Annotated in this window: 21 protein-coding genes; 13 read left to right on the forward strand and 8 right to left on the reverse strand. The window is 50.7% G+C overall.

Going from position 1 to position 22,463, the window contains the following annotated elements:
* Positions 1–5 precede the first annotated feature (5 nt).
* Positions 6–587, reverse strand: a complete 582-nt coding sequence (locus JMI88_RS09690; RefSeq protein WP_201361599.1) for a DUF308 domain-containing protein — start codon at positions 585–587, stop codon at positions 6–8.
* A 288-nt stretch (positions 588–875) separates the two neighbouring features.
* Here JMI88_RS09690 and JMI88_RS09695 point away from each other — a divergent pair, with 288 nt between their 5' ends.
* The gene (locus JMI88_RS09695) at positions 876–1,643 is read left to right on the forward strand and encodes an AMP-binding protein (RefSeq protein ID WP_201361600.1); all 768 of its coding nucleotides are present in this window, start codon (positions 876–878) and stop codon (positions 1,641–1,643) included.
* Here the strand turns inward: JMI88_RS09695 and JMI88_RS09700 are convergent.
* The gene (locus JMI88_RS09700; protein ID WP_201361601.1) at positions 1,612–3,666 is read right to left on the reverse strand and encodes a recombinase family protein; all 2,055 of its coding nucleotides are present in this window, start codon (positions 3,664–3,666) and stop codon (positions 1,612–1,614) included. The two genes, JMI88_RS09695 and JMI88_RS09700, sit on opposite strands and share 32 nt — an antisense overlap.
* A gap of 105 nt (positions 3,667–3,771) precedes the next feature.
* Entirely contained in the window at positions 3,772–3,978 is a 207-nt protein-coding gene (locus tag JMI88_RS09705; protein WP_201361602.1) for a hypothetical protein, read from the reverse strand.
* A 527-nt stretch (positions 3,979–4,505) separates the two neighbouring features.
* On the opposite strand from JMI88_RS09705, the gene JMI88_RS09710 reads away from it, so the two are divergent.
* Positions 4,506–4,712, forward strand: a complete 207-nt coding sequence (locus tag JMI88_RS09710; protein ID WP_268905981.1) for a helix-turn-helix domain-containing protein — start codon at positions 4,506–4,508, stop codon at positions 4,710–4,712.
* 49 nt (positions 4,713–4,761) lie between these two features.
* Complete coding sequence (locus tag JMI88_RS09715) at positions 4,762–5,514, forward strand: hypothetical protein (protein WP_201361604.1); 753 nt, start codon at positions 4,762–4,764, stop codon at positions 5,512–5,514.
* Here JMI88_RS09715 and JMI88_RS40625 read toward each other — a convergent pair.
* Entirely contained in the window at positions 5,477–5,821 is a 345-nt protein-coding gene (locus JMI88_RS40625) for a restriction endonuclease (RefSeq protein ID WP_373323796.1), read from the reverse strand. The two genes, JMI88_RS09715 and JMI88_RS40625, sit on opposite strands and share 38 nt — an antisense overlap.
* Positions 5,822–5,951: 130 nt before the next feature.
* Between JMI88_RS40625 and JMI88_RS09720 the strand changes: the two genes are divergently transcribed.
* The 8 genes from JMI88_RS09720 (at position 5,952) to JMI88_RS09755 (ending at position 13,437) form a co-directional block, all read left to right on the forward strand.
* Entirely contained in the window at positions 5,952–7,637 is a 1,686-nt protein-coding gene (locus tag JMI88_RS09720; protein WP_201361605.1) for an AMP-binding protein, read from the forward strand.
* A 255-nt stretch (positions 7,638–7,892) separates the two neighbouring features.
* On the forward strand, positions 7,893–8,894 hold the full coding sequence (locus JMI88_RS09725) for a S1C family serine protease (protein WP_201361606.1): 1,002 nt from the start codon (positions 7,893–7,895) through the stop codon (positions 8,892–8,894).
* A 238-nt stretch (positions 8,895–9,132) separates the two neighbouring features.
* Positions 9,133–9,645: a thiamine pyrophosphate-binding protein gene (locus JMI88_RS09730; protein ID WP_201361607.1), complete on the forward strand. Its 513-nt coding sequence runs from the start codon at positions 9,133–9,135 to the stop codon at positions 9,643–9,645.
* Positions 9,646–9,647: 2 nt separating this feature from the next.
* The gene (locus tag JMI88_RS09735; RefSeq protein ID WP_201361608.1) at positions 9,648–10,223 is read left to right on the forward strand and encodes a thiamine pyrophosphate-dependent enzyme; all 576 of its coding nucleotides are present in this window, start codon (positions 9,648–9,650) and stop codon (positions 10,221–10,223) included.
* A gap of 59 nt (positions 10,224–10,282) precedes the next feature.
* Positions 10,283–11,071, forward strand: a complete 789-nt coding sequence (locus tag JMI88_RS09740) for a cyclase family protein (RefSeq protein ID WP_201361609.1) — start codon at positions 10,283–10,285, stop codon at positions 11,069–11,071.
* A gap of 167 nt (positions 11,072–11,238) precedes the next feature.
* Positions 11,239–11,880: a TetR/AcrR family transcriptional regulator gene (locus tag JMI88_RS09745; RefSeq protein ID WP_201361610.1), complete on the forward strand. Its 642-nt coding sequence runs from the start codon at positions 11,239–11,241 to the stop codon at positions 11,878–11,880.
* 92 nt (positions 11,881–11,972) lie between these two features.
* Positions 11,973–12,968 carry an alpha/beta fold hydrolase gene (locus JMI88_RS09750; protein WP_201361611.1) on the forward strand — a complete coding sequence of 332 codons (996 nt, stop codon included), beginning with the start codon at positions 11,973–11,975 and terminating at the stop codon, positions 12,966–12,968.
* A gap of 16 nt (positions 12,969–12,984) precedes the next feature.
* Positions 12,985–13,437 carry a DUF3995 domain-containing protein gene (locus JMI88_RS09755; RefSeq protein ID WP_201361612.1) on the forward strand — a complete coding sequence of 151 codons (453 nt, stop codon included), beginning with the start codon at positions 12,985–12,987 and terminating at the stop codon, positions 13,435–13,437.
* A 122-nt stretch (positions 13,438–13,559) separates the two neighbouring features.
* Here the strand turns inward: JMI88_RS09755 and JMI88_RS09760 are convergent, their stop codons facing one another.
* The 3 genes from JMI88_RS09760 to JMI88_RS09770 all read right to left on the reverse strand — a co-directional run bounded on the left by JMI88_RS09760 (position 13,560) and on the right by JMI88_RS09770 (position 17,454).
* Entirely contained in the window at positions 13,560–14,756 is a 1,197-nt protein-coding gene (locus tag JMI88_RS09760; protein ID WP_201361613.1) for an alpha/beta hydrolase family protein, read from the reverse strand.
* 206 nt (positions 14,757–14,962) lie between these two features.
* Positions 14,963–16,285: a GNAT family N-acetyltransferase gene (locus JMI88_RS09765; RefSeq protein WP_201361614.1), complete on the reverse strand. Its 1,323-nt coding sequence runs from the start codon at positions 16,283–16,285 to the stop codon at positions 14,963–14,965.
* Positions 16,286–16,407: 122 nt separating this feature from the next.
* Positions 16,408–17,454, reverse strand: coding sequence for a quinone-dependent dihydroorotate dehydrogenase (locus tag JMI88_RS09770; protein ID WP_201361615.1), 1,047 nt, complete (start codon positions 17,452–17,454; stop codon positions 16,408–16,410).
* 266 nt (positions 17,455–17,720) lie between these two features.
* Between JMI88_RS09770 and JMI88_RS09775 the strand changes: the two genes are divergently transcribed.
* Complete coding sequence (locus JMI88_RS09775) at positions 17,721–19,037, forward strand: dihydroorotase (RefSeq protein ID WP_201361616.1); 1,317 nt, start codon at positions 17,721–17,723, stop codon at positions 19,035–19,037.
* Between the two features lie 213 nt (positions 19,038–19,250).
* Positions 19,251–20,762: a glycosyltransferase family 87 protein gene (locus tag JMI88_RS09780; RefSeq protein ID WP_201361617.1), complete on the forward strand. Its 1,512-nt coding sequence runs from the start codon at positions 19,251–19,253 to the stop codon at positions 20,760–20,762.
* Positions 20,763–20,959: 197 nt separating this feature from the next.
* Here the strand turns inward: JMI88_RS09780 and JMI88_RS09785 are convergent, their stop codons facing one another.
* Positions 20,960–22,312 carry an MFS transporter gene (locus JMI88_RS09785; protein WP_201361618.1) on the reverse strand — a complete coding sequence of 451 codons (1,353 nt, stop codon included), beginning with the start codon at positions 22,310–22,312 and terminating at the stop codon, positions 20,960–20,962.
* Positions 22,313–22,463: the final 151 nt, after the last annotated feature.

Raw genomic sequence — 22,463 nt, forward strand, 5'->3', positions numbered from 1 at the left:
GCTGCTTACGTTCGGGTTTGAGGTGTGCGATATTGTTGTTGTGTCTGTAGCTGTTGCGGTCGTATCCTGAAGGCCATTGCCGTCAGCAAAATTCCTCCGATGATACCGCAAATTCCCAGTAAGAACGGTAGAGCAGCCAGTAACAGAGGGAAAACGATAAAGAGGATCACGCTCAGAACGATACTGAGAATTCCGACACCGACGGCTTCTGGACCGCCTCCTCGTGCTCCACTAATTACCTGCGTTACGCCATGGAGCAGACACAAAATGGCCAGATAGAGGATCAGAATAGAAGGTATGAGCGTGGCGCCCAAAAGCGGCTTTATAATGACCAGAATACCTCCGATAATACCTGCGATCCCGGAAACAGCTTTCCACCCTCTTGAAGGGCCCTCGTGGGAGAATGCATCTACCAGTGCCAGTATACCCATCACCAGCAGATAGTAACCAATCGCTGTAGCAACAAGAATGATGGCTTTAAAAGGCGAGATGATGAGATACAGACCAAGTAAGAAGGCCGCAATCCCTTCAAGTAGCACAATCCACCAGGCTTGCCGACGCTGAACAATGTTGAAAGCATCAATCATGGCAATCGCCTCCTTGTGTCTATAAGCCTTTGTATTGTGAGTATAGGGCACGCGAAAGTGCTTGTCTTCATCCAAAAGATGGAGACTTCAAGTATGTGCGGTGGGATCTTTAAATGGTACAGGATACAAGTTCGCCGCATCTTCATGGTATGCTATAAAAAGCATTTGTAAACGCCGCTTAATCACGGCTAGCTTCGCTCATCCAAATGAAAGGCATATTGTAAGAAGCAATTGTAAACGCTGTTGTTTGTATTGTTTGGTATCGTTGCCTGAGGAGGCTGTAGAAAAATGGCTACATCTGAATCTGAATCTAAATCTAAAGTGCCACATATGCTCGATTATGAGGTCGAGAGGCGCCGTTTTCACATTGATGTGCCGGAGCATTTTAATTTTGCCGTCGATGTGATTGGGAAATGGGCGCAGGACCCTGACAAGCTGGCAATGTTGTGGGTGGGACCGCAGGGCGAGGAGAAGCGACTGACTTTTCAGTATTTTGCGACGCGTTCCAGCCAGGCTGCACAGCTTTTTACGCAGCAAGGGATACAAAAAGGCGATCGCGTACTGGTTATGCTGCCACGCCTGCCAGAGTGGTGGGAATGTATTCTGGGCTTGATGAAAATTGGCGCTATTGCTATCCCCTGTACTACCCTGCTGACGGCCGGCGATATCCAATATCGAGCTCACATTGCTGAAGTGCAGGGAATGATCACCGATAGCGAAGGAATGGTCAAGGTTGACCAGGTACGCGCTGCCTGTCCCACATTGAAGCACCTGGTGCTGGTCAACGATCAGAACAAGACAGTATCAAATGCTGAGTGGGTCGATTATCGTAGCGCGCTCACAAATACCAGCCCTGACTATGTGGCGGCAGAGATCAACAGAGACGATCCATGCCTGATCTATTTTACCTCCGGCACCGTTGGCTATCCCAAGATGGTTCTGCACACCCATACCAGCTATCCTCTCGACACCATCACCGGCAAGTACTGGCTGGACCTGTATGAAGATGACCTGCACTGGAACGTCAGCGAGCTTGGTTGGGCAAACTACCGCTAACCTGTTTCCAATGTTTCGCGTCCTCCTCCATAGCATTCAGTCCAGCCGAATATAGCCACACGGCCGATGCCTGGAAGTCTTGTTTCGAGCGCCGTTTGGCGGCTTCCGCAACAATAGTGAGCGCTAGCTCTCGGTCAGGGATAACATTCAAATCGTCAATTGTGACATTCTCCGGTATGGACTCCTGGCGGCGCACTACGCGCGTCACGTCCAGCTCCATAGCCCGCTGGTAAATCATGTTCCAGGTGCGCCGTGGCAACTGTTCCAGCATCGTCCACTTATCACCCCTTGGGTAGTACTCCCGTATGTAGTCGTCCTCCTCCTGCGTCCAGCCCTCGCTGCGTTTGCCACGCTGCCGCCAAATCAGGCAGACATCCGGCCGGTCGGCCAGCGGGCCACGCCAGACAACGGTAAACCGCAGCCAGTGGACACTGACTTCCTCAATGGTGACGCTTTCGGTGATAAGGCGGGCAAGCTTCTGTTTTTCGGCCATGGTGCAACTGTCGAGCTTGCCAGGGATGTCCAGCAGCACTTCCTGTAGCTCGGCAAAATCAGCCTTCAGGCTCGCATGGGTTGTCTGGCTCTGGGCGGCTAGTAGCTCCTGTTCGCTGGCGCGTAAACTGGCAAGCTTGGTGTTGTACTTCCTTTTTTCTTTCGGGGTGAGGGTCAGGATTTCATCGTGTAAAAAGGCTAGAGTCTTCTGTATCTCTAGTCGTACCTGTTTCAATTGGTCGTCAATTGAGATAACGGTTTCGGTGTGTTGCTGCTCAAGCTCGTCAACACTGGTTTCGATGTGCCAAGCCAGGTGCTTATCGGTGCGCGCCAGTTCTTTGACGCGGGTAAGGAACAGATCATCGAGCAGATGGGCGCGCATAGAAAAGGTGATCTGCCGGAACATGGTGCCGTTGGTTTTACTGGTTAGCGTCTGGCGGTGGTATTCGGGGTGCTCGCGCTGGCTGACATAGAGGATGCCGTCTTTATCTCTGAGCAGGTACTTGAGGACGGCTTGCGCGCCATCGTCGTGGATGCTGCGGTGCGGCTGATTGGTCAGCGGCTCGCCGTTCAAGTTACGTCCAGTCAGCTTTTGGTATGCCCACATAAACAAGTCGCGGTCAACTATCGCTGGATGATTGTCGCCTTTGACGATGGTATTATCGTAGAGCCATGCACCGATATAGGAAGGGTTGGTGAGGATGTATTTAACCGACTCGCGGCAGATGGGCTTAAAGCCGCCTGGAACTTTAGTCATGGAAATTTTGAAGGTATAGCGTAAAAAGTCATCGGCTGAAGGGTCAGGGAACAGGTACGGCATGGCATCGATCTCGCGCGTCAGTTTGGCGAGACTATCCAGTTCGCGGAAGCGTTCAAACATCCAGCGCACTACCTTCGCCCACGGCTCGTACACCAGAATAGTCTGCTGCTTCTTTTTGCCTTGGGTGACATACCCCATCGCCAAGTTGCGGCCGTCAAATAAGCCTTGCAGGGCTTTAGCTTCTTGGTTGCCGTTCATCCGTCCTAACACGTGGTCATCAAGGTAGTTGCGGCTGGCTATCATCTTCTCCAGCAAGGAGTTGCGGTCGCTCGGTTTCGTGCAATCGTACCGCCTGTGGTCAGTGCGGACAAATAGCAGCACGTCATGCTCTGCCAGCAGTTGTATGAACGTCGTATCGTTGGTGTGGTATTCGTCGCGAAACAGGCGGTCCTCGTGGACAATGACGAGGGAACCTACCAAGCCGTTTTTGATGTCATGGTAGAGGCGGTTCAATTCTTTGCGCTGGTCGATGCGCTTCTGTCCTGATACGCCCGCGCCTTCGTCATACACGCGAATATGGTCATCGGCCGTATCGCCGCGTAAGCGTTGGGCGTAGCTGGTCAGCTTCAGTTGGCTTTCGCGCGAAAAAACGTGGTCGGCTTCGGCGCGGTGGTCGGACTGGCGGATAAGAACGGCGGTATCACGTAATTGGTCAATCCCTTTGGGCATATCGAAGTCGTCACGGGGAATATATTTTCGTAAGGTTCGCATATGTTCCACCTCTTGCAGGAAAGTAGCGAAGTAACAGAAGTACTCCATTCTACACTGTAAAATCAGATAGCGTAAAGGCAGGGTCGTCACCCTGTCCTCCATAAATTACCGTTTGATATATAAGCCAAGTAAAAAGCCAATATTGTATTTCAAACGTTTGTTGCCGCCGAGATGCAGGAATTCTTCTATGAAGTCAACAAAACCATAATCTGTGATCGGCCGCGTATCTTCGTAGCGGCGGTCTTGGCCGTTTTCAAACCCGCGCTTCATATCTGGGTCGGTAATGTCAAACGGCAATTCAAGGTCGGTCATGAGGTTTACTCCTAACGTGCGGTACGGCGGACGTTTTGCGTAGCCTCCAGAGACGCGCGGTGCGGGCGTGGTGTTGTCGGGTACGGTGCGCGCCGGTAGTTCGTGGCGGTTGCACGGCACGCTCCAGCCGACGTAGACGCCATTCTAAGGGGTTGATATACCGATGTTTGAAGTACCAGTTCGCGCAGACCACGCCAAAGAAAAATGTAAACAGGTGGAAGCTACAAGGTACGGCAAAGTTCATAAATCACCTCATCGCGAGTAAGAAAGGTTCCCGCCAGAGTCAGAAGAAGCGGGAACCCGTGTATACTGGGTGCTTTGATGTTAGGTCTCAGTCCCCCCTTCGTTTACAGAGTCAGGATTACAACCTCAATAATACCAGAATTTAGCCGATTTTTCCAACATTATAGTTATAACTTTAAAGATATAACTATAATGTTATATACAAGGGGGTCGTACCTATCCGATAGGTTCTCAGCGGTCTATTCTGCTGGTATGATACGCATAAAAGACAGAGGTGCTTACACGTGCTGCGGCTAAGAGTCAAAGAGGTAGCTACTGAGAAAAAGATGTCAATGAACAAGCTGTCACAGATTTCACAGGTCAGCTACCATGTCATACAAGACATTTATAAAAATCCATACCGGATCGTGACGACGGATACGATTAACCGGATCGCCAAAGCGCTGGGCGTGCCTGCAACTGTACTACTAGAGGATGTCCCTGAACAGTAGGTAGAGACTGAGCGACGGGATTATCTGTTTGCCTATAAGGGTAAGAATTATGCCTTTGGCAGATCGTGATCGTAAATTGCTTTGGGCGCGTGCTGGTGGTGTATGTACCCTTTGCAAGAGTCATTTAACAGTCGATGCAAAAGACGGCGATAAGGATGTAGTAGTGGGAGAAGAAGCTCACATTGTGAGTGAACAACCAAATGGGCCACGCTTCCGCCCGATGCCACGCAAAGAAGTAGATAGTTATACCAATCTACTTCTGTTATGTCTTTCAGACCACAAGATGATTGATGAGCAAACTAACTATTTTACTGAACAACGTTTACTCGAACTGAAACAGGAACATGAGCAATGGGTAAAAGATCGCATCTCATCTACTCCTCCTGCAATCAAAATCCGCAACCCAGAAGCAGATAAGCCAGTTATGCTCAAACGAATTGATACTGGCAAGGAATTAATGGAGATGGTAGTCCATACCCTCGCCGCCCACCATGATAACCCTGAGCCTCGATCACGTGAGGAAGCTGAGCTGATTGGCGCTTTCTTTCAAGATACTTCCGACTATATCGATGCATGGGACTATATTGAACCAAAGCGCCATATACAGGCAGAATTTGAAATGAGTGCAGCGATTGCCCGTTTGCGTGAAGCTGAACTGTTGGTATATGCGGGCGTCAAGAACCATATTATTGACGGTGGGGTCAAAGCCCCCGCCACGTGGCCGGTTGCCCACATCATTATCTATAGAAAAGACGATGAAACCATTAAAGCTCGATCAGAGGATATAGACGATATATTGTAGCATGCTGGGAAAATAGACGATCTAAGCGGCTAGTGTAACCACATGCTATTTTCCGCCGTTCATCAGGACGTAGGTCATCAAGATGTGTTGTACCCTTAGTCTCGCAGATCAAATAAAGCAAAGGTTTATCCGTTGATTGCCCATAGGCGTCTCGTTCTTCGATGACAACTGCCCAGCCAGGATTATAGTTTCCGACAGGAGCAAGCACCATAAACCACCTTGGCAGTTTTAGATAAAACTTGACATCATCACGCTTCTCAAGTCCTTCAACAAAAGCTTTTTCCACATCAGAGTCATAGATGGACATGTTATATTTGTGTATATGAGTGGCATGATGAATAACGATTGGTTCGTGAACATGATATCATACAAGCAACGAGTGCATTTTTACGCTGTTGTATAATGCTGGGTGTCATAGTTATTAAGGAGCGTTGTTCATGGCTACCTCTAAGATTCCTAATATGACCGACTATGAGGCTGAGTGCCGCAACTTCTCTTTGGATGTTCCCGAATATTTCAACTTCTCAACGGATGTGATTGGAAAATGGGCGCAAAATCCCACCAAACTGGCTATGTTCTGGGTTGGTAAGAACATGCAGGAACGGCTGATCTCCTTTGCTCAATTTGCTGAGCTTTCCAGTCGTGCAGCCAACGTGTTTGCTGGCCTGAATATCCAGAAGGGGGATTGTGTCATGGTGATGTTGCCACGCCTGCCTGAGTGGTGGGAAACCGTGCTTGGTTTGATCAAGCTTGGTGCGATTGTGATTCCCTGTACGACGCTATTGACACCCACAGATATTCAATATCGGACTGAAGTTGCGGATGTGCAAGGGATTATCACGGATCGTGAAGGAGCCCAGAAGTTTGATCAGGTGCGAGATAGTTGTATGACGGTAAAGCACACGATTCTGGTAGATGAGAAAGACGAGAAGCCAGGAGTTCCTTTAAAGTCCGAATGGACTGATTACCATACCATTATTTCACAGGCTGAGCCTGAGTATCGTGGCCCCAAGACACGGAGCGATGATCCTTGTATGGTGTATTTTACATCCGGGACTGTTGGCTATCCCAAGATGGTTCTCCATACGCATGCCAGCTATCCCATTGGTCATACCATTACTGGCAAATATTGGTTAGATCTGGGTGAGGATGACCTCCATTGGAACGTTGGGGACCCAGGATGGGCCAAAGCAGCCTGGAGCAATCTGTTTGGACCGTGGGTGATGGGCGCGGCTATGTTTATTCAGGATGCGCGTGGAAAATTCAATGCCAATGAAACGCTGGATATGCTGCATACTTATCCTATTTCGACACTCTGCGCTCCCCCAACCGTCTATCGCATGCTTGTACTGGATGAGCCGATCGCCTATCTCAAGACACACGCGCCGAAAGCTTTGCGCCATTGTGTCGGCGCTGGCGAGCCATTGAATCCTGAAGTCATACGTATGTGGGAACAAAACACCGGCCTGACGATTCGCGATGGCTATGGGCAGACCGAGACAGTGCTCCTGTGCGCCAACTTCCCTTCACTTGCAGTCAAGCCCGGTTCGATGGGCAAGCCATCTCCTGGTTTCGATGTCAGCGTTATCGACCACGAGGGACAGGAATTGCCGTCGAACCAGGAAGGAGATATCGCGGTACGCATCAAGCCCGAACGGCCCAAATGGATGTTCCAGGAATACTGGCATAATCCCGAGGCTACCGCAGCCAGTATTCGTGGCGATTGGTATATCACGGGCGATCGCGCTTATAAAGACGAAGATGGCTACCTATGGTTTGTTGGCAGGGCCGACGACGTGATTATCTCAGCCGGTTATCGCATTGGACCCTTTGAAGTTGAGAGTGCCCTCAAAGAGCATCCCGCTGTTGCCGAGTCGGCTGTGATTGCCAGTCCCGATGCCATGCGTGGCGAGATAGTGAAAGCGTATGTGATTCTGGCTCCAGGCTATCAGCCAACGCCCGCGCTAGCCACTGAATTACAAGAGCATGTCAAGCGTGTGACTGCCCCGTATAAATATCCACGCGAAATTGAATTCGTGGATACACTCCCCAAGACCATTTCGGGAAAAATTCGCCGTATCGAACTGAGAGAAATGGAGCGACAGAAAAAATCCGGGTCATAAGAACGTGTAGACGTGTAGATGTAGACTAACGTTTGGTTGTATTCTATGGAGGGAAACTATTGCACGGTGTTTCCCTCCGTATTCTCTACAGTGGCACCCAAAATGGAGCAATAGTAGTTTCTTACATTCATTTTACATTTGTCTAGAATTTATTTGATTATTCTGTTCTATCTTAGGAATAGAGAAACTACAAAGAATGTGTACCTAAAAGTGATGATAAATCGTGCTAGAGAAAAAAGCAGAAGGTTAAGAACTATGTTTAGGGATGAAAATGAATATGCTCCAACTCATACACCGTATGTGCCTCGACCAGAATCTTCACCAGTGCCTGCTGTATTAGATCATACTTCTTCTTATTATGAGCAGCAGGGAGGAGGCGCACCGCAGGGACCCTACTATGGGCAGGGAGGAGACTCGCCACAGAGGCCGGTTTCGCAGCCGCCTAAGAATAAAAAGCCTTCGGGGCTACGCACCGGAGCGATATTCTTGCTGACTATTGCGCTACTGCTCATCTTCGGTCTTGGCCTGTTTGCTGGCTGGCAGTACGCTGGTAGTGGTTCAGCTACAACTGCTACTGCTACCACTCACACTACGACGAGCTCAAGCTCATCGAACGCAACGGTCAGTTCGACGTTGCCCCAGACACAGCAAGAAGCTGCAATTGAGAAGATCAAGCCCTCGGTAGTCGAACTGGATGTTACCACTTCGCAAGGACAGCAGATTGGCTCAGGTGTGATCATTGATAAAAATGGCGATATTATTACAAATAACCACGTGGTAGATGGCGCTCAGGCGATCAAGGTTGTTCTCAATGATGGACGATCGATGGCGGCCCAACTGGTCGGTACTGCCGCCGCTGATGACCTGGCTGTGGTGCATGTGCAACCTTTTACTAAGATGGTTGTTGCCACAATCGGCGACTCAACTAAATTGACGGTGGGACAGAATGTCCTGGCTGTTGGTAATCCGCTAGGCATCACAGAAACTGTCACCAGTGGTATTATCAGCGCCCTGAACCGTAGCGTCACCGAGTCAACCAACGTAACCATCAACAATGCGATTCAAACCGATGCCGCCATTAATCCGGGTAATAGTGGTGGGGCCCTGATTAATGAACAGGGTGAATTGATTGGCATTCCAACATTGGCCGCCATCAATACTGAGTCAAATACACCTGCCAATGGCGTTGGCTTTGCCATCCCATCCAGCCTGGTGAAAACAGCCCTGTCACAGATTATCCATCAGCCAGGTCAATAGTGACAATAGAGGGCGACAGCAGTAGAGAAAATATATTATACTAGTTGTAAACTATATGAGCGGATAATTCAATATCGAATTGCTCGCTCATATGGCGCTTGCAATAGCTAACCGCTATTTTCAAGCGAATTGAGCAGGATGGACTGATGACCACACATGAAACAAGCAATGGCACAATTGCGCTGGTTGCTGGAGCCAGTCATGGCATTACTTTAGCTTTTATTGATAGGAGGCTAGCTTGCCTGTTTCCGTCTCCAATTCCAAACTAATCTATAATGCCCTCAAAGCGTGTGATGTGAAAATTATTTCAGCGCTGCCAGAGACATGGCTGGTGCATCTCATCCGCATGGCTGATGAAGACCCAGACATGCAGTTGGTGCGCATTGCCAAAGAAGAAGAGGCCATTGGTATCTCAGCTGGCGCCCACCTGGCCGGTGTGAATAGCGCCCTGTTGATGCAGAATCATGGCTTCCTGGCCGCCATCAACCCGATTGTTTCGCTGGCCCTCTTGTATAAAATCCCCCTGGTGATGCTGATAAGTTATCGAGGTCACATGGGCGAAAAGGACGCCTGGCAAACACAGGGTGGCCTGGTGACCGAACCAATATTGCGTTCCCTGAACATCCCTATCTGGCATCTGAACAATGCGGTGGACATTGATCGTCGCATCAAAGATGCGCAGACGCTGGCCCATGCAGCCCTGCATCCAGTCGCTATTTTATTGTCGCGTGAATTGATGTGGGAGGAATGAGTATGCTCCGAGCGGATGCCTTAAAAACTATTTATCCCGACATTCAAGAACATATCGTTGTCACCATCATGGGTGCGGTGGCCGTCGAACTGTACAATCTGGGACATCGCCACAACTTCTTCTATCTGGAGCACGCGATGGGGCTGGCGTCCTCGATGGGATTAGGGATCGCACTGGCCATGCCCCGACACAAGGTTATCGTAATGGATGGTGATGGCTCACTGCTTATGAATCTGGGGACCCTCAGTACTATGGCGCGCTACAAGCCCGCTAATCTGCTGCATATCGTCTTTGATAATGAGAGCCTGCTCTCGGTGGGGGGATTTCCCACGGCGACCGCGACCGGCACCGACCTGGCCGGTATCGCTCGCGCTTCTGGTATACCAGTGGTCAAAGAGGCCGATACACCAGAGAGCCTGAAAGACGCCGTTCAGCAGGCGCTGTCGACTGGGGCAATGACCACCATCGTGTCTAAAGTCGAGGCTGTGGGTCCCAAATCATTTCAGATGGACTTGCCACTGCTGGAAAATCGCTTTCAGTTTAAGCGCAAGCTGGCGGAAATGGCTCTCTCTCGCTAAGCAACCCCTGATCAATCATACTGTCATAAGCTGTCGTGCATATAAAAAAGGAGCAACTCATGAGCACTGCCCCGAAGCGAATCCTGGCGCAATTTCTGGAAGAACTACAGACCGGTCAGCTCAAAGTGGTAGACTTAACCTCATTGCTGGAACCTGAAACGCCAGTCATTGATTTGCCACCGATGTTCGCGCCCTCTCCCGGCGTAACCCTGACAGAGATATCGCATTATGATGAGCGAGGTCCTGCATGGTATTGGAACGTGCTTAACATGGGAGAGCATACGGGCACGCACTTTGATGCGCCGATTCACTGGATTACGGGCAAAGATCTGCCCAATAACTCTACTGATACCATCCCCGCCCGCAAATTTATTGGTCCTGCCTGCGTGATCAACGTCACCGCTGAAGTGGCTCAAGCGCCGGATTTTTTGCTCTCGAAAGAAGACGTGTTGCGGTGGGAGAACCAGCATGGTCAGATCCCAGCAGGCGCCTGGGTACTGCTATATACAGGTTGGAGCCAGCGCCAGGGACGAGAAGCCTTCTTAAACATTCAGGCTGACGGAGCACATTCTCCCAGCCTGCAACAAGAATGTATCCAGTTCTTAATCAATGAGCGAGATATTTTGGGGCTGGGAGTTGAGACCGTTGGCACCGATGCCGGGCAGGCCGGCGGCTTTGATCCACCATTTCCTATGCATACCTTCTTACATGGATCTGGCCGTTTCGGACTTACCAGCCTCACCAATCTGGATCAACTCCCACCCACGGGGGCGATTGTGATTGCCGCCCCCCTCAAAATTCTCAAAGGCTCGGGTAGCCCGCTGCGAGTGATCGCAATTACCGAATAAGCTGTTTCAGCACGCCAATCCGATAGTGTAGATGGCAGAGAGGAAAAAGATCATCCTTCTCCTCTTGACTTTGCCTCTCTGTTCTTGCTATATTAACTATACGTATAGCGAATGAATATTCGCATGCTAAAATATGTGGTGCTATTTAGAGAGCGGAGGAGACAACCATGAACGATCGGGGAAAGAGCACCCGAAGAACAGAAGCTGCCGCAGCCAGCAAACAAGCGATTTTGGACGCTGCTGAAACAGTGTTTGCTGAAAAAGGGTATGATGCGGCAAGCCTCCAGGAAATCTGTGATCTGGCAGGAATTACACGTGGATTGCCGAACTACTTTTTTGGCTCGAAGGAGGGACTCTATCGCGCCGTTCTTGAACGGACATTTACGCGTTCGCAAGATCTGATCACGTTTATCCATGAACAGGCACATGCTCCTGATGTCAATGCGCAAGAGATTCTGCGCGTGGTCATTGAGCGCCTGTTTGATGACTTGACGACCCATCCGACTTTTGTTCGCTTGACCGAGTGGGAAGCCTTACATGGAACCCGCGATCTGGGGTCTCTTCCCGCTCAACTCCAACTCTTGCGCGAGGCTGTACAGGCTTTGCAAGAGGATTTAGGGTGGCAAGGCAATGCAGAGCAATTTCTCATTGATCTCACCGCTCTCTGCTGGTTCCCAATGGCCCACGCGGAAACGTTCCTCAGGCCATTAGGTGTCAATGTCCATGATCCCGACTTCCGTGCTCGATATAAGCAGCATATTGTCCATCTGCTGCTTGGAGACAGCCATGACCGTCCCAATGTAAGCTAGCTCATCCTTTTCTGGCAATGAACATTGTTTTTTTGGCTGTTTGATTCGCTGTATGTTCAGCGAATATATAATAACGAGAAAAAGAGAATCATATGAAACGCTTCTGGTTAAAGCACAAGTGGCTACGTCGAACAACGTATAGTTTTGTTACTTTGTTATCACTTTGTTTCATCGTCTTGTTGTCTGTTGCTTATGTCTACATGCCCCAGGAGGATCACGCCCATACACCTGCCTACCTGGCACAGATCCAGGAGCAGCACCTTGATCACTACATTGATGCAGGTAACTTTCGTTTGCACTATCTGCACGAAGGGAGCGGAGAACCAGTCGTATTCATGCCCGGTGGTGGCGCCTGGATCTATGAATTCCGTAATATCGTTGCCGCTCTGGCACCACATTACTCGGTCTATGTGATCGATCCGCCGGGCGATGGGTATACAACTCCGACCACAAAAAATCCCGACTTTACTACCATCTACACGCTGGACTCGATTGACCGGTCATTGCTGATGTTTATGAATACGCTGCACATTTCCAGGGCAGTATTTGGCGGTAATTCCTGGGGCGGCGGAATGGCTCTGTACTTTACTGAGAAGCACCCTGAGAGGGTAATCAAATATGTAGGCATGGATAATGCAGGCTTAGATCTGCCCGATCCCTGGTTTTACGAACTCGCAAAGTGGTCCGTATGGGGCGAAGCCACAATGAAACTCTCTATGCCGACAAGCGCTGATGCGGCGAAGCAGTTGTTAGAGGGACTCCTGTTCGATAAGTCAAAGGTTACAGCAGACATGGCTCAGGAACTCTATCCTCAACTGACGTTTCATCGCAACCTGGTCTCACAGTGGGTGCTGGAACGCAACCTTCATTGGAGCGTGACCGACCAACTCATTCCAAAGATGAAGACACCAACCTTGGTCATCTGGGGCAAACAAGATACGATTGAGGACTCATCCAGCTATGTTCAGCGCTGGCACCGATTGGATCCTCAGGCCAGCATTGTCGTGCTCGATCATGCCGGGCATCTCGTTTATGACGATCAGCCTGAAAAAGTGAATCAGTTGCTCTTGAGCTTTTTAGCAGCATAGGGAAAGGGAGAAAATAATGAGTCAATATGTAAAAGAACTCGCAGGAATACTCGTAGCATCAGTGCTTGTTGTAGATGGTTTACTGCATGCATACTGGGCTACAGGTCAACTCTGGCCTGCACGGAATAAGCTTTCCCTGGCACAGGCGGTACTCAACATAAACAAAACGCGATCTTTCAGACCAGCAGTTCTGGTTCCACTCGCCTGTCTGCTATTTTGTGGCGCGCTGATCGTGCTAGCTCGGGTTCATCATCTGGGGATGTTTGGACTGCTCATTCCGGATTTGTTGCTCCAATCTGGCATCCTGGTGGTTGCCGTTGGGTTCCTTCTGCGTGGTCTAGCAGGCATTGTGTGGGTGCTACGGCTGGCTGTATCCAGGAGCGAACTGTTCTACAAGCTCAATCTTATAGTCTACACGCCCGTTTGCCTGGTGCTCTTTGTCGCTGCGGTGGCAGCAGCGTCTTTCTAACATTTGAGTCGAGTACTTCCCAGATAATCTGCATCCTGGTCGCCTCATGCCCCCAGGTAATCGAGCAATGTGGAGCGGTCTGAGAACGAACCAGGATGTGTGAATTGTTGAAACTTGAGTTCTCAAGGAGCAGAGAATTGTACCTCTGGATAGGCGTTGGTCGGTTCCCGCAGGAGCGGAGAGGGCTTATTGTTCAGATAGGTATCGAAGAAGGTGCGCACATAGGTGCGGGTGATCTGTATGCCGCGCTGGCCGTCGATGGAGCCGAGCAGGCCGAAGAGGCGCAGCGGCGAGAAGTAGACGGCGTAGTCTGAGAAGTTGAAGTGCTCGGTGTTTTTGACGCTGAGGTCATAGCTCGAGTCCTTTGGGACCGTGCGCAGGATCGTATGAACCTTGTTCTGAAACGAACGACAGTCGGCATCGGAGCAGGCGCCTGGATCGTGCTGCATGACCATGAACGGCTGGGTGACTCCCGACTGCGCGACGCTGCCGAACAGGGCGCCATCGATGTCTATGCCAGCCTTGCAGCGCGCATCCATATGGCAGACCTGGGCGGCCGTAGCACCCCCGAAGGAATGTCCAAACAGGCCCAGCCGCGTGAGATCGAGGTGCTGGCTGAATATATTTCCAGGCTGCGCATTCAACGTATCAAGCTGATTCATGGTAAAGATCACGTCCTGCGCCCACACCTGAATGATCCGATCACCTGCCACTTGCAGGTTCGCACCGTCCTCGACTTTTCCGGCATTGGTTGCCTCCGCCACGCGACCATCCGGGAAGGCCACCACGTCAGCGCTATAGGTTGGGTTGATGGCGAAAATGATGTAGCCGTGGCTGGCCAGATCCTCAAGCAAAGTGGTGTACTGGGTGGGAATCTTACCCATGCCCGGCTCAAAGATAAGCACAGGATAGCGTTCTGAGCTGCTGGATAGCGGTGCATGATCGATGCTATGGGTCTGAATGGAATCGTTGCTTTGCATGATCTGGTTGTCGTTGGCCTGCCCCCATTTCGCCGGCAGATATGGCGCGGACTGCGAGCCCGACGTATGCGCGGCTGGATACCAACTCCAGACGACCAGCTCTCTTTTTTGCCCCGCGTGAGGTGCGAATGGATCGACACGCGACCGATCGGTCCAATCATATTCCATGCGCCCAACGGCAAACGGACCGCTCGGCGCGGGCAGCGCCACCGTCCGATGGCGCTGAATCTCGATAAACGCAACCCCCGAGACAATGATAACGATCAGAATGAGCAGAAGAGACAGGAAAATCCTGATCAGCCGCTTCAGTCCTGGCCGCAAAGGTAAACGCGAAAGCATGTAGAGCTCCTCTCTATATCATAAAACGTATTATTACGTTGAGCGTAGTATAGAGAAAGCTCAATGGGCCGCCAAGCGGTTCGGGCGCCGCTCGAAGCGTCCCGGGAACGAATGAATGGCACACAGGTGCACCCCCATATGTTCGCATCATGTGTCCGATTGCTTCTCTGTGCTCGAATGCTCGATATGAATGTGGTCACCTCATCTTAAAACCAATCTGAAGTAGGTATCCAGGTCCGTCCGGTGGGAAAGAGGATTGTGAGCACAGTGACGAGATCGCTAGTCAGTTGGTGCTCGCGTAGCTGTATCGCTCTTGTAATGGGACAATAACCAAAAATTGCCTGTGTAAAAGCTTGTGGGGTTAATATAAAGGTATGCTCGGTATTACCTGGCTCATTTAACAGCTGAAGATCCTCACCAACGATATGCAGTGTGAACGCTTCGTCGCCTATCAGCAGAGAAATATCACCTGACCAGTGGGCTAACGACTGCTGCCAGCGAGCCTGCCATTCTGGCAGCATTGCTCGTGCCAAAGCAGATAAGTTCACCAGACGGGCCATCCAGCCCGCGTTCTGATGACGAAAGGTCTGTTCTCGCATAGCCCAACCAAAGACTGGCATGTCCCAGGTGGAAATGTCAATGACCTCCAGATTTTCACCCAGCCACTGCACCACAGGGGACGTGGGCGGTATGCTATAACGAATAATCTCTGATGCTGTTTGATCGCTCTCTTCTTTTCCTGATCGTACATGGTATTGAAGCAAAGCAGCAGCAGCCGGCCAATCATCAACTGCCAGTTCCCATACCTGAGTGCCGGCTAAGAAGAAAGGGCCTCTTGCTTGAGTAGCAGCCAGGAAGAGATATCCTCTCACCTGGTCGGCAGGATCAGTTGCCACCAACAGGTGTTCCAGCTTAATGTGCTGCATCCAATGGATCTGCTGCTCAATTGACCTTTCAAAACTTCCGGTGTAGATGCCCAGATGGCGCTCATAGAGCGTGAGCAAACTTGTCGCGTCTTCCAGTGTCGCTTGACGCACTGAGTAGGGACTCTCCGCCAACGCCAGGATGGCTTGACGATCGAATTCTAATGTGGACAGGTCATACACATCGCAGTAGCCATAACGGTGATAAAATTTCGGAATGCCATCGAGTAGCAGCAAGGGATACTCATGAGCTTGCGCGTACGCAATCGCATCGTGCATCAGCGCAGTTGCTACACCTTGATTGCGAGCTTCGGCACGTGTGTAGACCCCTCCGATACAGCCAGTGGCAAGCCGAGCGGTTCCCACACGCAACAGACGCTCATAGATCCTGTAACCCCCAAGGTGTTCATCGTTGTGATACGCGCTGCGTACCTGCTCTTTACGATAGCCAGGGAGAGAAATGAGTTTGCGTAGCAGCCGATCCACTGTATCCTTTGGTAAAGGGTCAGGAGAAAAAGACTGGGCTACTTCAACATATCCTTGTATATGATCTGTAAGTTCATCTGGAGAGTGGGGTGGTCGAATGAGAAAAGAAGATGTTATCATACGTTCTCGCTTTCTGACTGATTTTATAAGAATCTGTTGCTCTATTCCACCACTCAACGTTTTGAGCTTCTGGCCTTGAGGCTCAGCACTCCACTCAAGCAGCTGGTCATTCTATTTTTGCGTCAAGAGTGCGCAAGGTGTTGATTAATGCGTTTGATGATGGTGGGGCCTTCGTAAATAAAGCTGGTATAGATTTGAATCAGGCTGGCACCGGCATCCAGGGTTCGTCTGGCATCGTCGGGTCCGAAAATACCGCCGACTCCTACAATGGGGATCTTGTTTTCCAGATGCCTGCTGAGGTAGCGGATCACTTCTAATGAGCGTCTGTGTAGTGGGCGGCCGCTGAGCCCGCCGCTTTCGGATGAGTTTTGGCGTAGATCGGTACGTGCCAGGGTGGTATTTGTCGCAATAATGCCACGTATATTGCGGTTGAGACAGACCTCGATCACATCATCTAGCTGGCTTTCGGTCAGGTCGGGAGCGATCTTTACCAGCACCGCTTTGGCTGGACTGCTCGTTTTTTGCGCGATGGTTTCCGTCTCCTGCACGATAGCCTGCAAAAGCCGATCCAGCGGCTCTTTATCCTGTAATTGGCGCAATCCAGGCGTATTGGGAGAGCTGACATTGATGGTAAAGAAATCTGAAAAAGCATACAGCTTGCGCAGCGAATAGAGGTAATCTTCAATAGCTTCCTCTTGAGGCGTGATCTTGGATTTACCTATACTCCAACCGATCGGTATCGCGGGCTTCGGCAGCGTAGATAAACGGGCGTGAATAGCATCCGCACCATCGTTGGGGAAGCCCATGCGATTAATGAGGGCATTATCCTCCGAGAGCCGAAAAATACGTGGTCGCGCATTGCCTGGTTGGGCGTAGCGGGTCACGGTGCCCGCTTCAATAAAGCCAAAACCAAGCGCGGCCAGGGCCGGGAGCGCGATGCCATTTTTATCAAAGCCACCGGCGAGCCCGACAGGATTAGGAAAATGGACGCCAAAGACATCGCGTTCAAGCACCGGTGATTTATATGCATTGGCGGCCTCAATAATTTTGAGGGCGGTTTGACTGTGAGAAAGCGTGGCCATTCTATTCATTAACCAGTGGTGGGCGATTTCAGGATCGCTGACAGAGGCACGAAACAGGGCCGGACGAATGAGGGCTTTAAATAGCATTGATTCCCTATCTTTCAACCTGAGTACGCAGTAAATTAACGTTTCCAGTATAATAGTAATTCAGTATTTTGGGAATAGACCTGTTATAAGTACGCCAGCGTCCGCTTGCGGGCGGGCGCATTCGCGCCCGCACCCTTTTTCATTGATTGGTGCAAAAATCGCGCTCGGCGCGATTTTTGCACCAATCAATGAAATCTGATACCCATGGGATTCTGGCGTTCGTAAACATGCGGAGTAGCGATATATTAAATGAGGAGAGCATAGATATGTTAATCAGGAATGGTGTTGTGATACTGGTTGATGGGCCGGTGCGACTGGATGTGCGGACGCGCGATGAGAAGATCAGTGAACTGGCCGAGCAGCTAACGCCCGAACCAGGTGAGCAGATAATTGATGCCGAGGGAATGATGGTGCTGCCAGGTTTTATTGACTCGCATGTCCATTTCCGCGATCCCGGTGGTACGCACAAAGAGGACTTCCTGAGCGGCACGCAGGCCGCGCTGGCGGGCGGCGTTACTACTATACTGGACATGCCGAATACCCAGCCGCCAACCAATAGTCGCGAGCATCTGCAGGAGAAGAAGGCTCTGGCCGCGCAGAAGGCGGTCGTCGATTATGGTTTTTATTTCGGGGCGACCGACACTAATATCGAGGAAGCGGCCGCAGTGGCCGATCAGGTTGCCGCCATGAAACTGTATATGGGCTCCTCAACTGGTTCTTTGCTGGTCACGGAGTTCTCGCCCATCTATCGACACTTCTCGACCTTTCCATTGGATAAGCCAATCGTTGTGCATGCAGAGGACGAGCAGTCGCTGATCTATTTTGGCGCACAGGGGAGCACTGAACATAACCGGGCGCGACCTCCTTTGAGCGCACAGATCGCGTTAAGTCGTGCTTTAGCCATCGCCGAAAAGGTTGGTCGTGCACTACATATCGCCCACACCACGACGCAGCGGGAATTAGAGCTTATTCAGGAGGCCAGGAACAAGGGTGTACGCGTCACATGTGAGGTAACCCCCCTGCATCTCTTCCTGACCGAAGATGACCAGCAGCGACTGGGCAACTTCGGCAAGGTCAATCCTCCGTTGCGCAGCAAGAGCGACCAGGCAGCATTATGGCGCTATTTTGATGTCATCGACACCATTGGTACAGACCATGCTCCGCACACGAAAGAAGAAAAAATGCAGCCATATCAGAAAGCCCCTTCGGGCATGACTGGCGTCCAGACGATGCTGCCCCTGCTATTCAATGCCGCCCAGGAGGGTAAAGTTGAACCAGGCGAGATTATCAAACGCTGCGTCGTGAATCCGGCACGCATTTTTGGTTTAAAGGACAAAGGTGCGCTGGAAGTGGGTAAAGACGCGGATATCGTACTGATCGATCCACAACAAGTCTATGAGATAACCAATGAGAAGATAGTGTCGAAATGCGGCTGGACGCCGTTTGCTGGCACAAAAGTCAAAGGGAAGATCCAGCAGGTATTTGTGCGTGGAAAGCTCGCGTTTGAGCATGATACATGCCTGGCGCAGCCTGGAAATGGCAGACATGTACACTATGCCTATCATCACAGCCTATATGCCTGAGAAACAGTTCTAATAACGAGAGGAGGGAGCATGACAGTATCCCTCCTGTTACAGGTAGCCCATTTACCTTCTGGCTGTACATTTACTGTCTCTTCTGTTAAAATAACTGAGCTATAATATGCTTTATATTGGTTTCTATAACTAACCCTGACCTGAGAGCCGATAGTTTATAACAGAGATTTTGTTGCCAATACATATCATGGTGGAGTGCAAATGGAAGAGATACGGCACCAGCTTAAAACATACGGCCTGGTCTATCTGGGTTTATGCGTTTACTTGCTTTTTCTGATCTCTATAGTGTGGACTGGCTGGTTGAATATCTTTTTTAGCGGCGCCGCGCTGCACGAAGGAGCGAAGGGCATCGATTTTTACCAGTTGCCCAATGGAGCCTGGGCTTTCTGGCACGGAGGAAGTCTGACCGGGGCCGCACTGCCGGACGGCGCGCAGTACGCTCAACCGAACTATGCCAACTCCAATGTCTATCATCCCCTGTTCACACTCACACTGGGCTCGTTGCTGGCACTCTTTAGCCCGGAGCAGTCGCCATATATCTGGTTATGGTTCAAGGCTATCCTGACGCTGCTACTGGTAGCCTATTTTGTCTGGAACTTTCGCCAGCATAAGTATGTCGGATTTGCGGCCTTCATCATCCTGGCCAACTTTAGTAGCTATCTAGAACTGGCTGCCTGGCAATTTCACTTCGTCCTGAACGTCTTTCTTTTTTTATTGCTGATCCTGCTGGTCAAGAAAAGATCGGGTGTGTGGGCTGGTGTCTTCTACTGGCTAGGGATGCTCGTGAAGCCAATCGGAATTTTGTTGGTCCCGACGTTGATCTTTAAAGGACGCTGGAAGCTTGCGCTGATTGGCGTCGGCTGTTTTGTGTTTTTTACCCTGATCTTTCTCTATCGCGGGACTGGTAACTACTACACTGATAACCTGATCAACAACCTTAGCCTGTCTGGAACCCTGGGTCCGAATCAAATTATTACTTTGTCCGCCCTCTTACACTACATGACGCAATGGCCAGATATTATATATCGCGCTATTCAAGATAGCGTGCTGCTTGTGGTCGTCTTTTTAGGGACGCTTAAAAGGATTGCCTTGCCAAAGGCTGTTCTGTTCTATATGGCCTATTTCCTCTGTTTCTATGAGCAGGTGTTTGAATATCAATGGAGCACGCTGGCCTATATCCTGGCTGTTTGTATGGTAACCTGTTCCGAGTTCCAAACCAGGCGGACCATGTTTTGTGTCCTTTTGACCTGCCTGCCCAGTTGCTTTGTATTGCTTAACCTTTTCCATGTGGATGTACAAAACTTAGGGAACCTGGGTATGATTCCAGGAGCCACTGCCTGGGAATGGATGGTGTTGAGCAAGTTCTTGCCGCTCTTCATCTTGCTGGTGAGTGTACTGGCAACTGACATCCAGCCAATCTGGCGACAGATGCTGGCCTTCTGGAAGGCGCTACGCAGGGTAAATGAGCACCTGGAGGTATTTGGGGGCGATATCCCCATACCTGCGACCGATCCTCCTGTTCAGTTAGCGCTGGCTGGACAGAGTGCCGAGGCTCTAGCCGTTCAACGAAATTTGTTCTGGGAGCATATGCCTGAAGGTGCGCCCCATAGTCCCGATGCTGCTCACACTCTCCTGCCAGTTGAGCCAAGGCTGCTAGAAGAATCTCTCCCGTTCAACACTCTGGAGGTAGAGATTGAGCGGCTAGAAGAATAGCTTCACTGATAGCCAGTTTGTGTAACTTTAATGTCAATCCTGTATAAATGAGGCTATCGCTTCCGCTGGACCTGTATCGACGCCAAAGACAACCGTGTAGTGGTTGAGGTTGGGAAAATCGGCTGCAGATATTTTAGCCCAGGCGCTATACTCTCTACCAGGAGTATAGCGCCTGGGCTCACTTCTCTAGTACATTGTCAGGCGTCTGATGCTGTAACGCGGGCCGGGGTACGCACTTCATCGTGATCGAGTTGCGCGTCCTTATTGGCGTATTCTTTGAGCGCCACGGCTGACAAAAACGAAATGATCGCCATCAGGATGATATACAGTGCCAGGGGCACATACGAATGGTATTGGGCGACCAGCAGAGTCGCAATGATCGGGGCGGGACCGCCAGCGGTCAAAGAGGCCAGTTGATAGCCGAGCGAGGCTCCACTATAGCGCAATTTTGTGCCAAAGTGTTCGGAAATGAAGGCCGCCTGCGGACCATAGACTGAAGCGTGACAGATGCCAATGGCGAAGGCCATACTGAACACAACCGCTACCGGATTTTTGGTTTGCAGCAAGAGGAAGAAAGGAAACGCAAACAGAGCCATCAGCACCGTCCCAATCATGAACCAGCGCTTGCGTCCAATGATATCCGAGACATAACTGGCTGTGGGCATAAAGATAAAAGAGACGACGGCCGCTACAATAATGCCAACATATAGCAAGTTGAGCGGTATCTTGAGCGAAGTTACGCCATAGCCAAGGACGAAGGTGGTGAACAGATAGAATGGAGCCTGCTCACCTGAACGCAGCAGGGCCGTCAGGATAATATCTTTCCAGTGATGTCGGAACGCATCGACCAATGGGGCCCGCGCGATTCTATTCTCTTCCTTCAATTTAGTAAAGGCAGGAGTATCCAGGATACGTAAGCGAATAACGAGTCCGACCAGGATCAGCACTACACTCAGGAAGAAAGGAATACGCCAGCCCAGACCGGTAAAGGAAGCTCCCGTGAATAGTGCGCGAGTAATAATGACCACAATCGCGGCCAGCGCCAGTCCCAGTGGCACACCTGTCTGCGGCCAGCTGGTCCAGAAACCACGACGACGGTTATCTCCATATTCAAGCGAGAGCAAGACCGAGCCGCCCCATTCACCGCCCACGCCTGCGCCTTGCAGGAAACGCAGGATGGTGATCAGGAGCGGGGCCAGGATACCGACTTGAGCATACGTTGGCACCAGGCCCATCAAACAGGTTGAGATGCCCATTAAGAGCAGTGTGGTAACCAGCACAGATTTGCGCCCGATGCGGTCACCAAACCAACCAAAGAAGGCACCTCCAATAGGTCGAGCGATAAAGCCGATGTAATAGGTGGTAAAGGATGCCAGGACACCGGTAACCGGATCGAGGAGCGGGAAAAATAGCTTGTTGAAGATGGTTGCCGAGAAAAATCCATACAAGAAGAAATCATACCATTCAATAGCCGTGCCAACGGTACTGGCACTCAGAATCGGAAGCATTTTGCGTACTGTGACGTTCTCTGACGATGAGATCGCCGCCATTGAGACCTCCTGACTCCACTCATGGGTGATGAGTAGCTGAACACAACATCTTACGGTAGTGTGTCTTCTATATCAAAGCCAGCATTGGCATTGATAGCAGGTTTGTAGCCAGGTACCTTGATGGAATAGTTGCCGCATTGTGCGAGCTTCG

Source organism: Dictyobacter formicarum, assembly GCF_016587435.1.

Bases quoted from the DNA above. Each gene is read 5' to 3' on its own strand.
- JMI88_RS09690 (WP_201361599.1), bottom strand. From the start codon at position 587: ATGATTGATGCTTTCAACATTGTTCAGCGTCGGCAAGCCTGGTGGATT.
- JMI88_RS09695 (WP_201361600.1), top strand. From the start codon at position 876: ATGGCTACATCTGAATCTGAATCTAAATCTAAAGTGCCACATATGCTC.
- JMI88_RS09700 (WP_201361601.1), bottom strand. From the start codon at position 3,666: ATGCGAACCTTACGAAAATATATTCCCCGTGACGACTTCGATATGCCC.
- JMI88_RS09705 (WP_201361602.1), bottom strand. From the start codon at position 3,978: ATGACCGACCTTGAATTGCCGTTTGACATTACCGACCCAGATATGAAG.
- JMI88_RS09715 (WP_201361604.1), top strand. From the start codon at position 4,762: ATGCCTTTGGCAGATCGTGATCGTAAATTGCTTTGGGCGCGTGCTGGT.
- JMI88_RS40625 (WP_373323796.1), bottom strand. From the start codon at position 5,821: ATGTCCATCTATGACTCTGATGTGGAAAAAGCTTTTGTTGAAGGACTT.
- JMI88_RS09720 (WP_201361605.1), top strand. From the start codon at position 5,952: ATGGCTACCTCTAAGATTCCTAATATGACCGACTATGAGGCTGAGTGC.
- JMI88_RS09725 (WP_201361606.1), top strand. From the start codon at position 7,893: ATGTTTAGGGATGAAAATGAATATGCTCCAACTCATACACCGTATGTG.
- JMI88_RS09735 (WP_201361608.1), top strand. From the start codon at position 9,648: ATGCTCCGAGCGGATGCCTTAAAAACTATTTATCCCGACATTCAAGAA.
- JMI88_RS09740 (WP_201361609.1), top strand. From the start codon at position 10,283: ATGAGCACTGCCCCGAAGCGAATCCTGGCGCAATTTCTGGAAGAACTA.
- JMI88_RS09745 (WP_201361610.1), top strand. From the start codon at position 11,239: ATGAACGATCGGGGAAAGAGCACCCGAAGAACAGAAGCTGCCGCAGCC.
- JMI88_RS09750 (WP_201361611.1), top strand. From the start codon at position 11,973: ATGAAACGCTTCTGGTTAAAGCACAAGTGGCTACGTCGAACAACGTAT.
- JMI88_RS09755 (WP_201361612.1), top strand. From the start codon at position 12,985: ATGAGTCAATATGTAAAAGAACTCGCAGGAATACTCGTAGCATCAGTG.
- JMI88_RS09760 (WP_201361613.1), bottom strand. From the start codon at position 14,756: ATGCTTTCGCGTTTACCTTTGCGGCCAGGACTGAAGCGGCTGATCAGG.
- JMI88_RS09765 (WP_201361614.1), bottom strand. From the start codon at position 16,285: ATGATAACATCTTCTTTTCTCATTCGACCACCCCACTCTCCAGATGAA.
- JMI88_RS09770 (WP_201361615.1), bottom strand. From the start codon at position 17,454: ATGCTATTTAAAGCCCTCATTCGTCCGGCCCTGTTTCGTGCCTCTGTC.
- JMI88_RS09775 (WP_201361616.1), top strand. From the start codon at position 17,721: ATGTTAATCAGGAATGGTGTTGTGATACTGGTTGATGGGCCGGTGCGA.
- JMI88_RS09780 (WP_201361617.1), top strand. From the start codon at position 19,251: ATGGAAGAGATACGGCACCAGCTTAAAACATACGGCCTGGTCTATCTG.
- JMI88_RS09785 (WP_201361618.1), bottom strand. From the start codon at position 22,312: ATGGCGGCGATCTCATCGTCAGAGAACGTCACAGTACGCAAAATGCTT.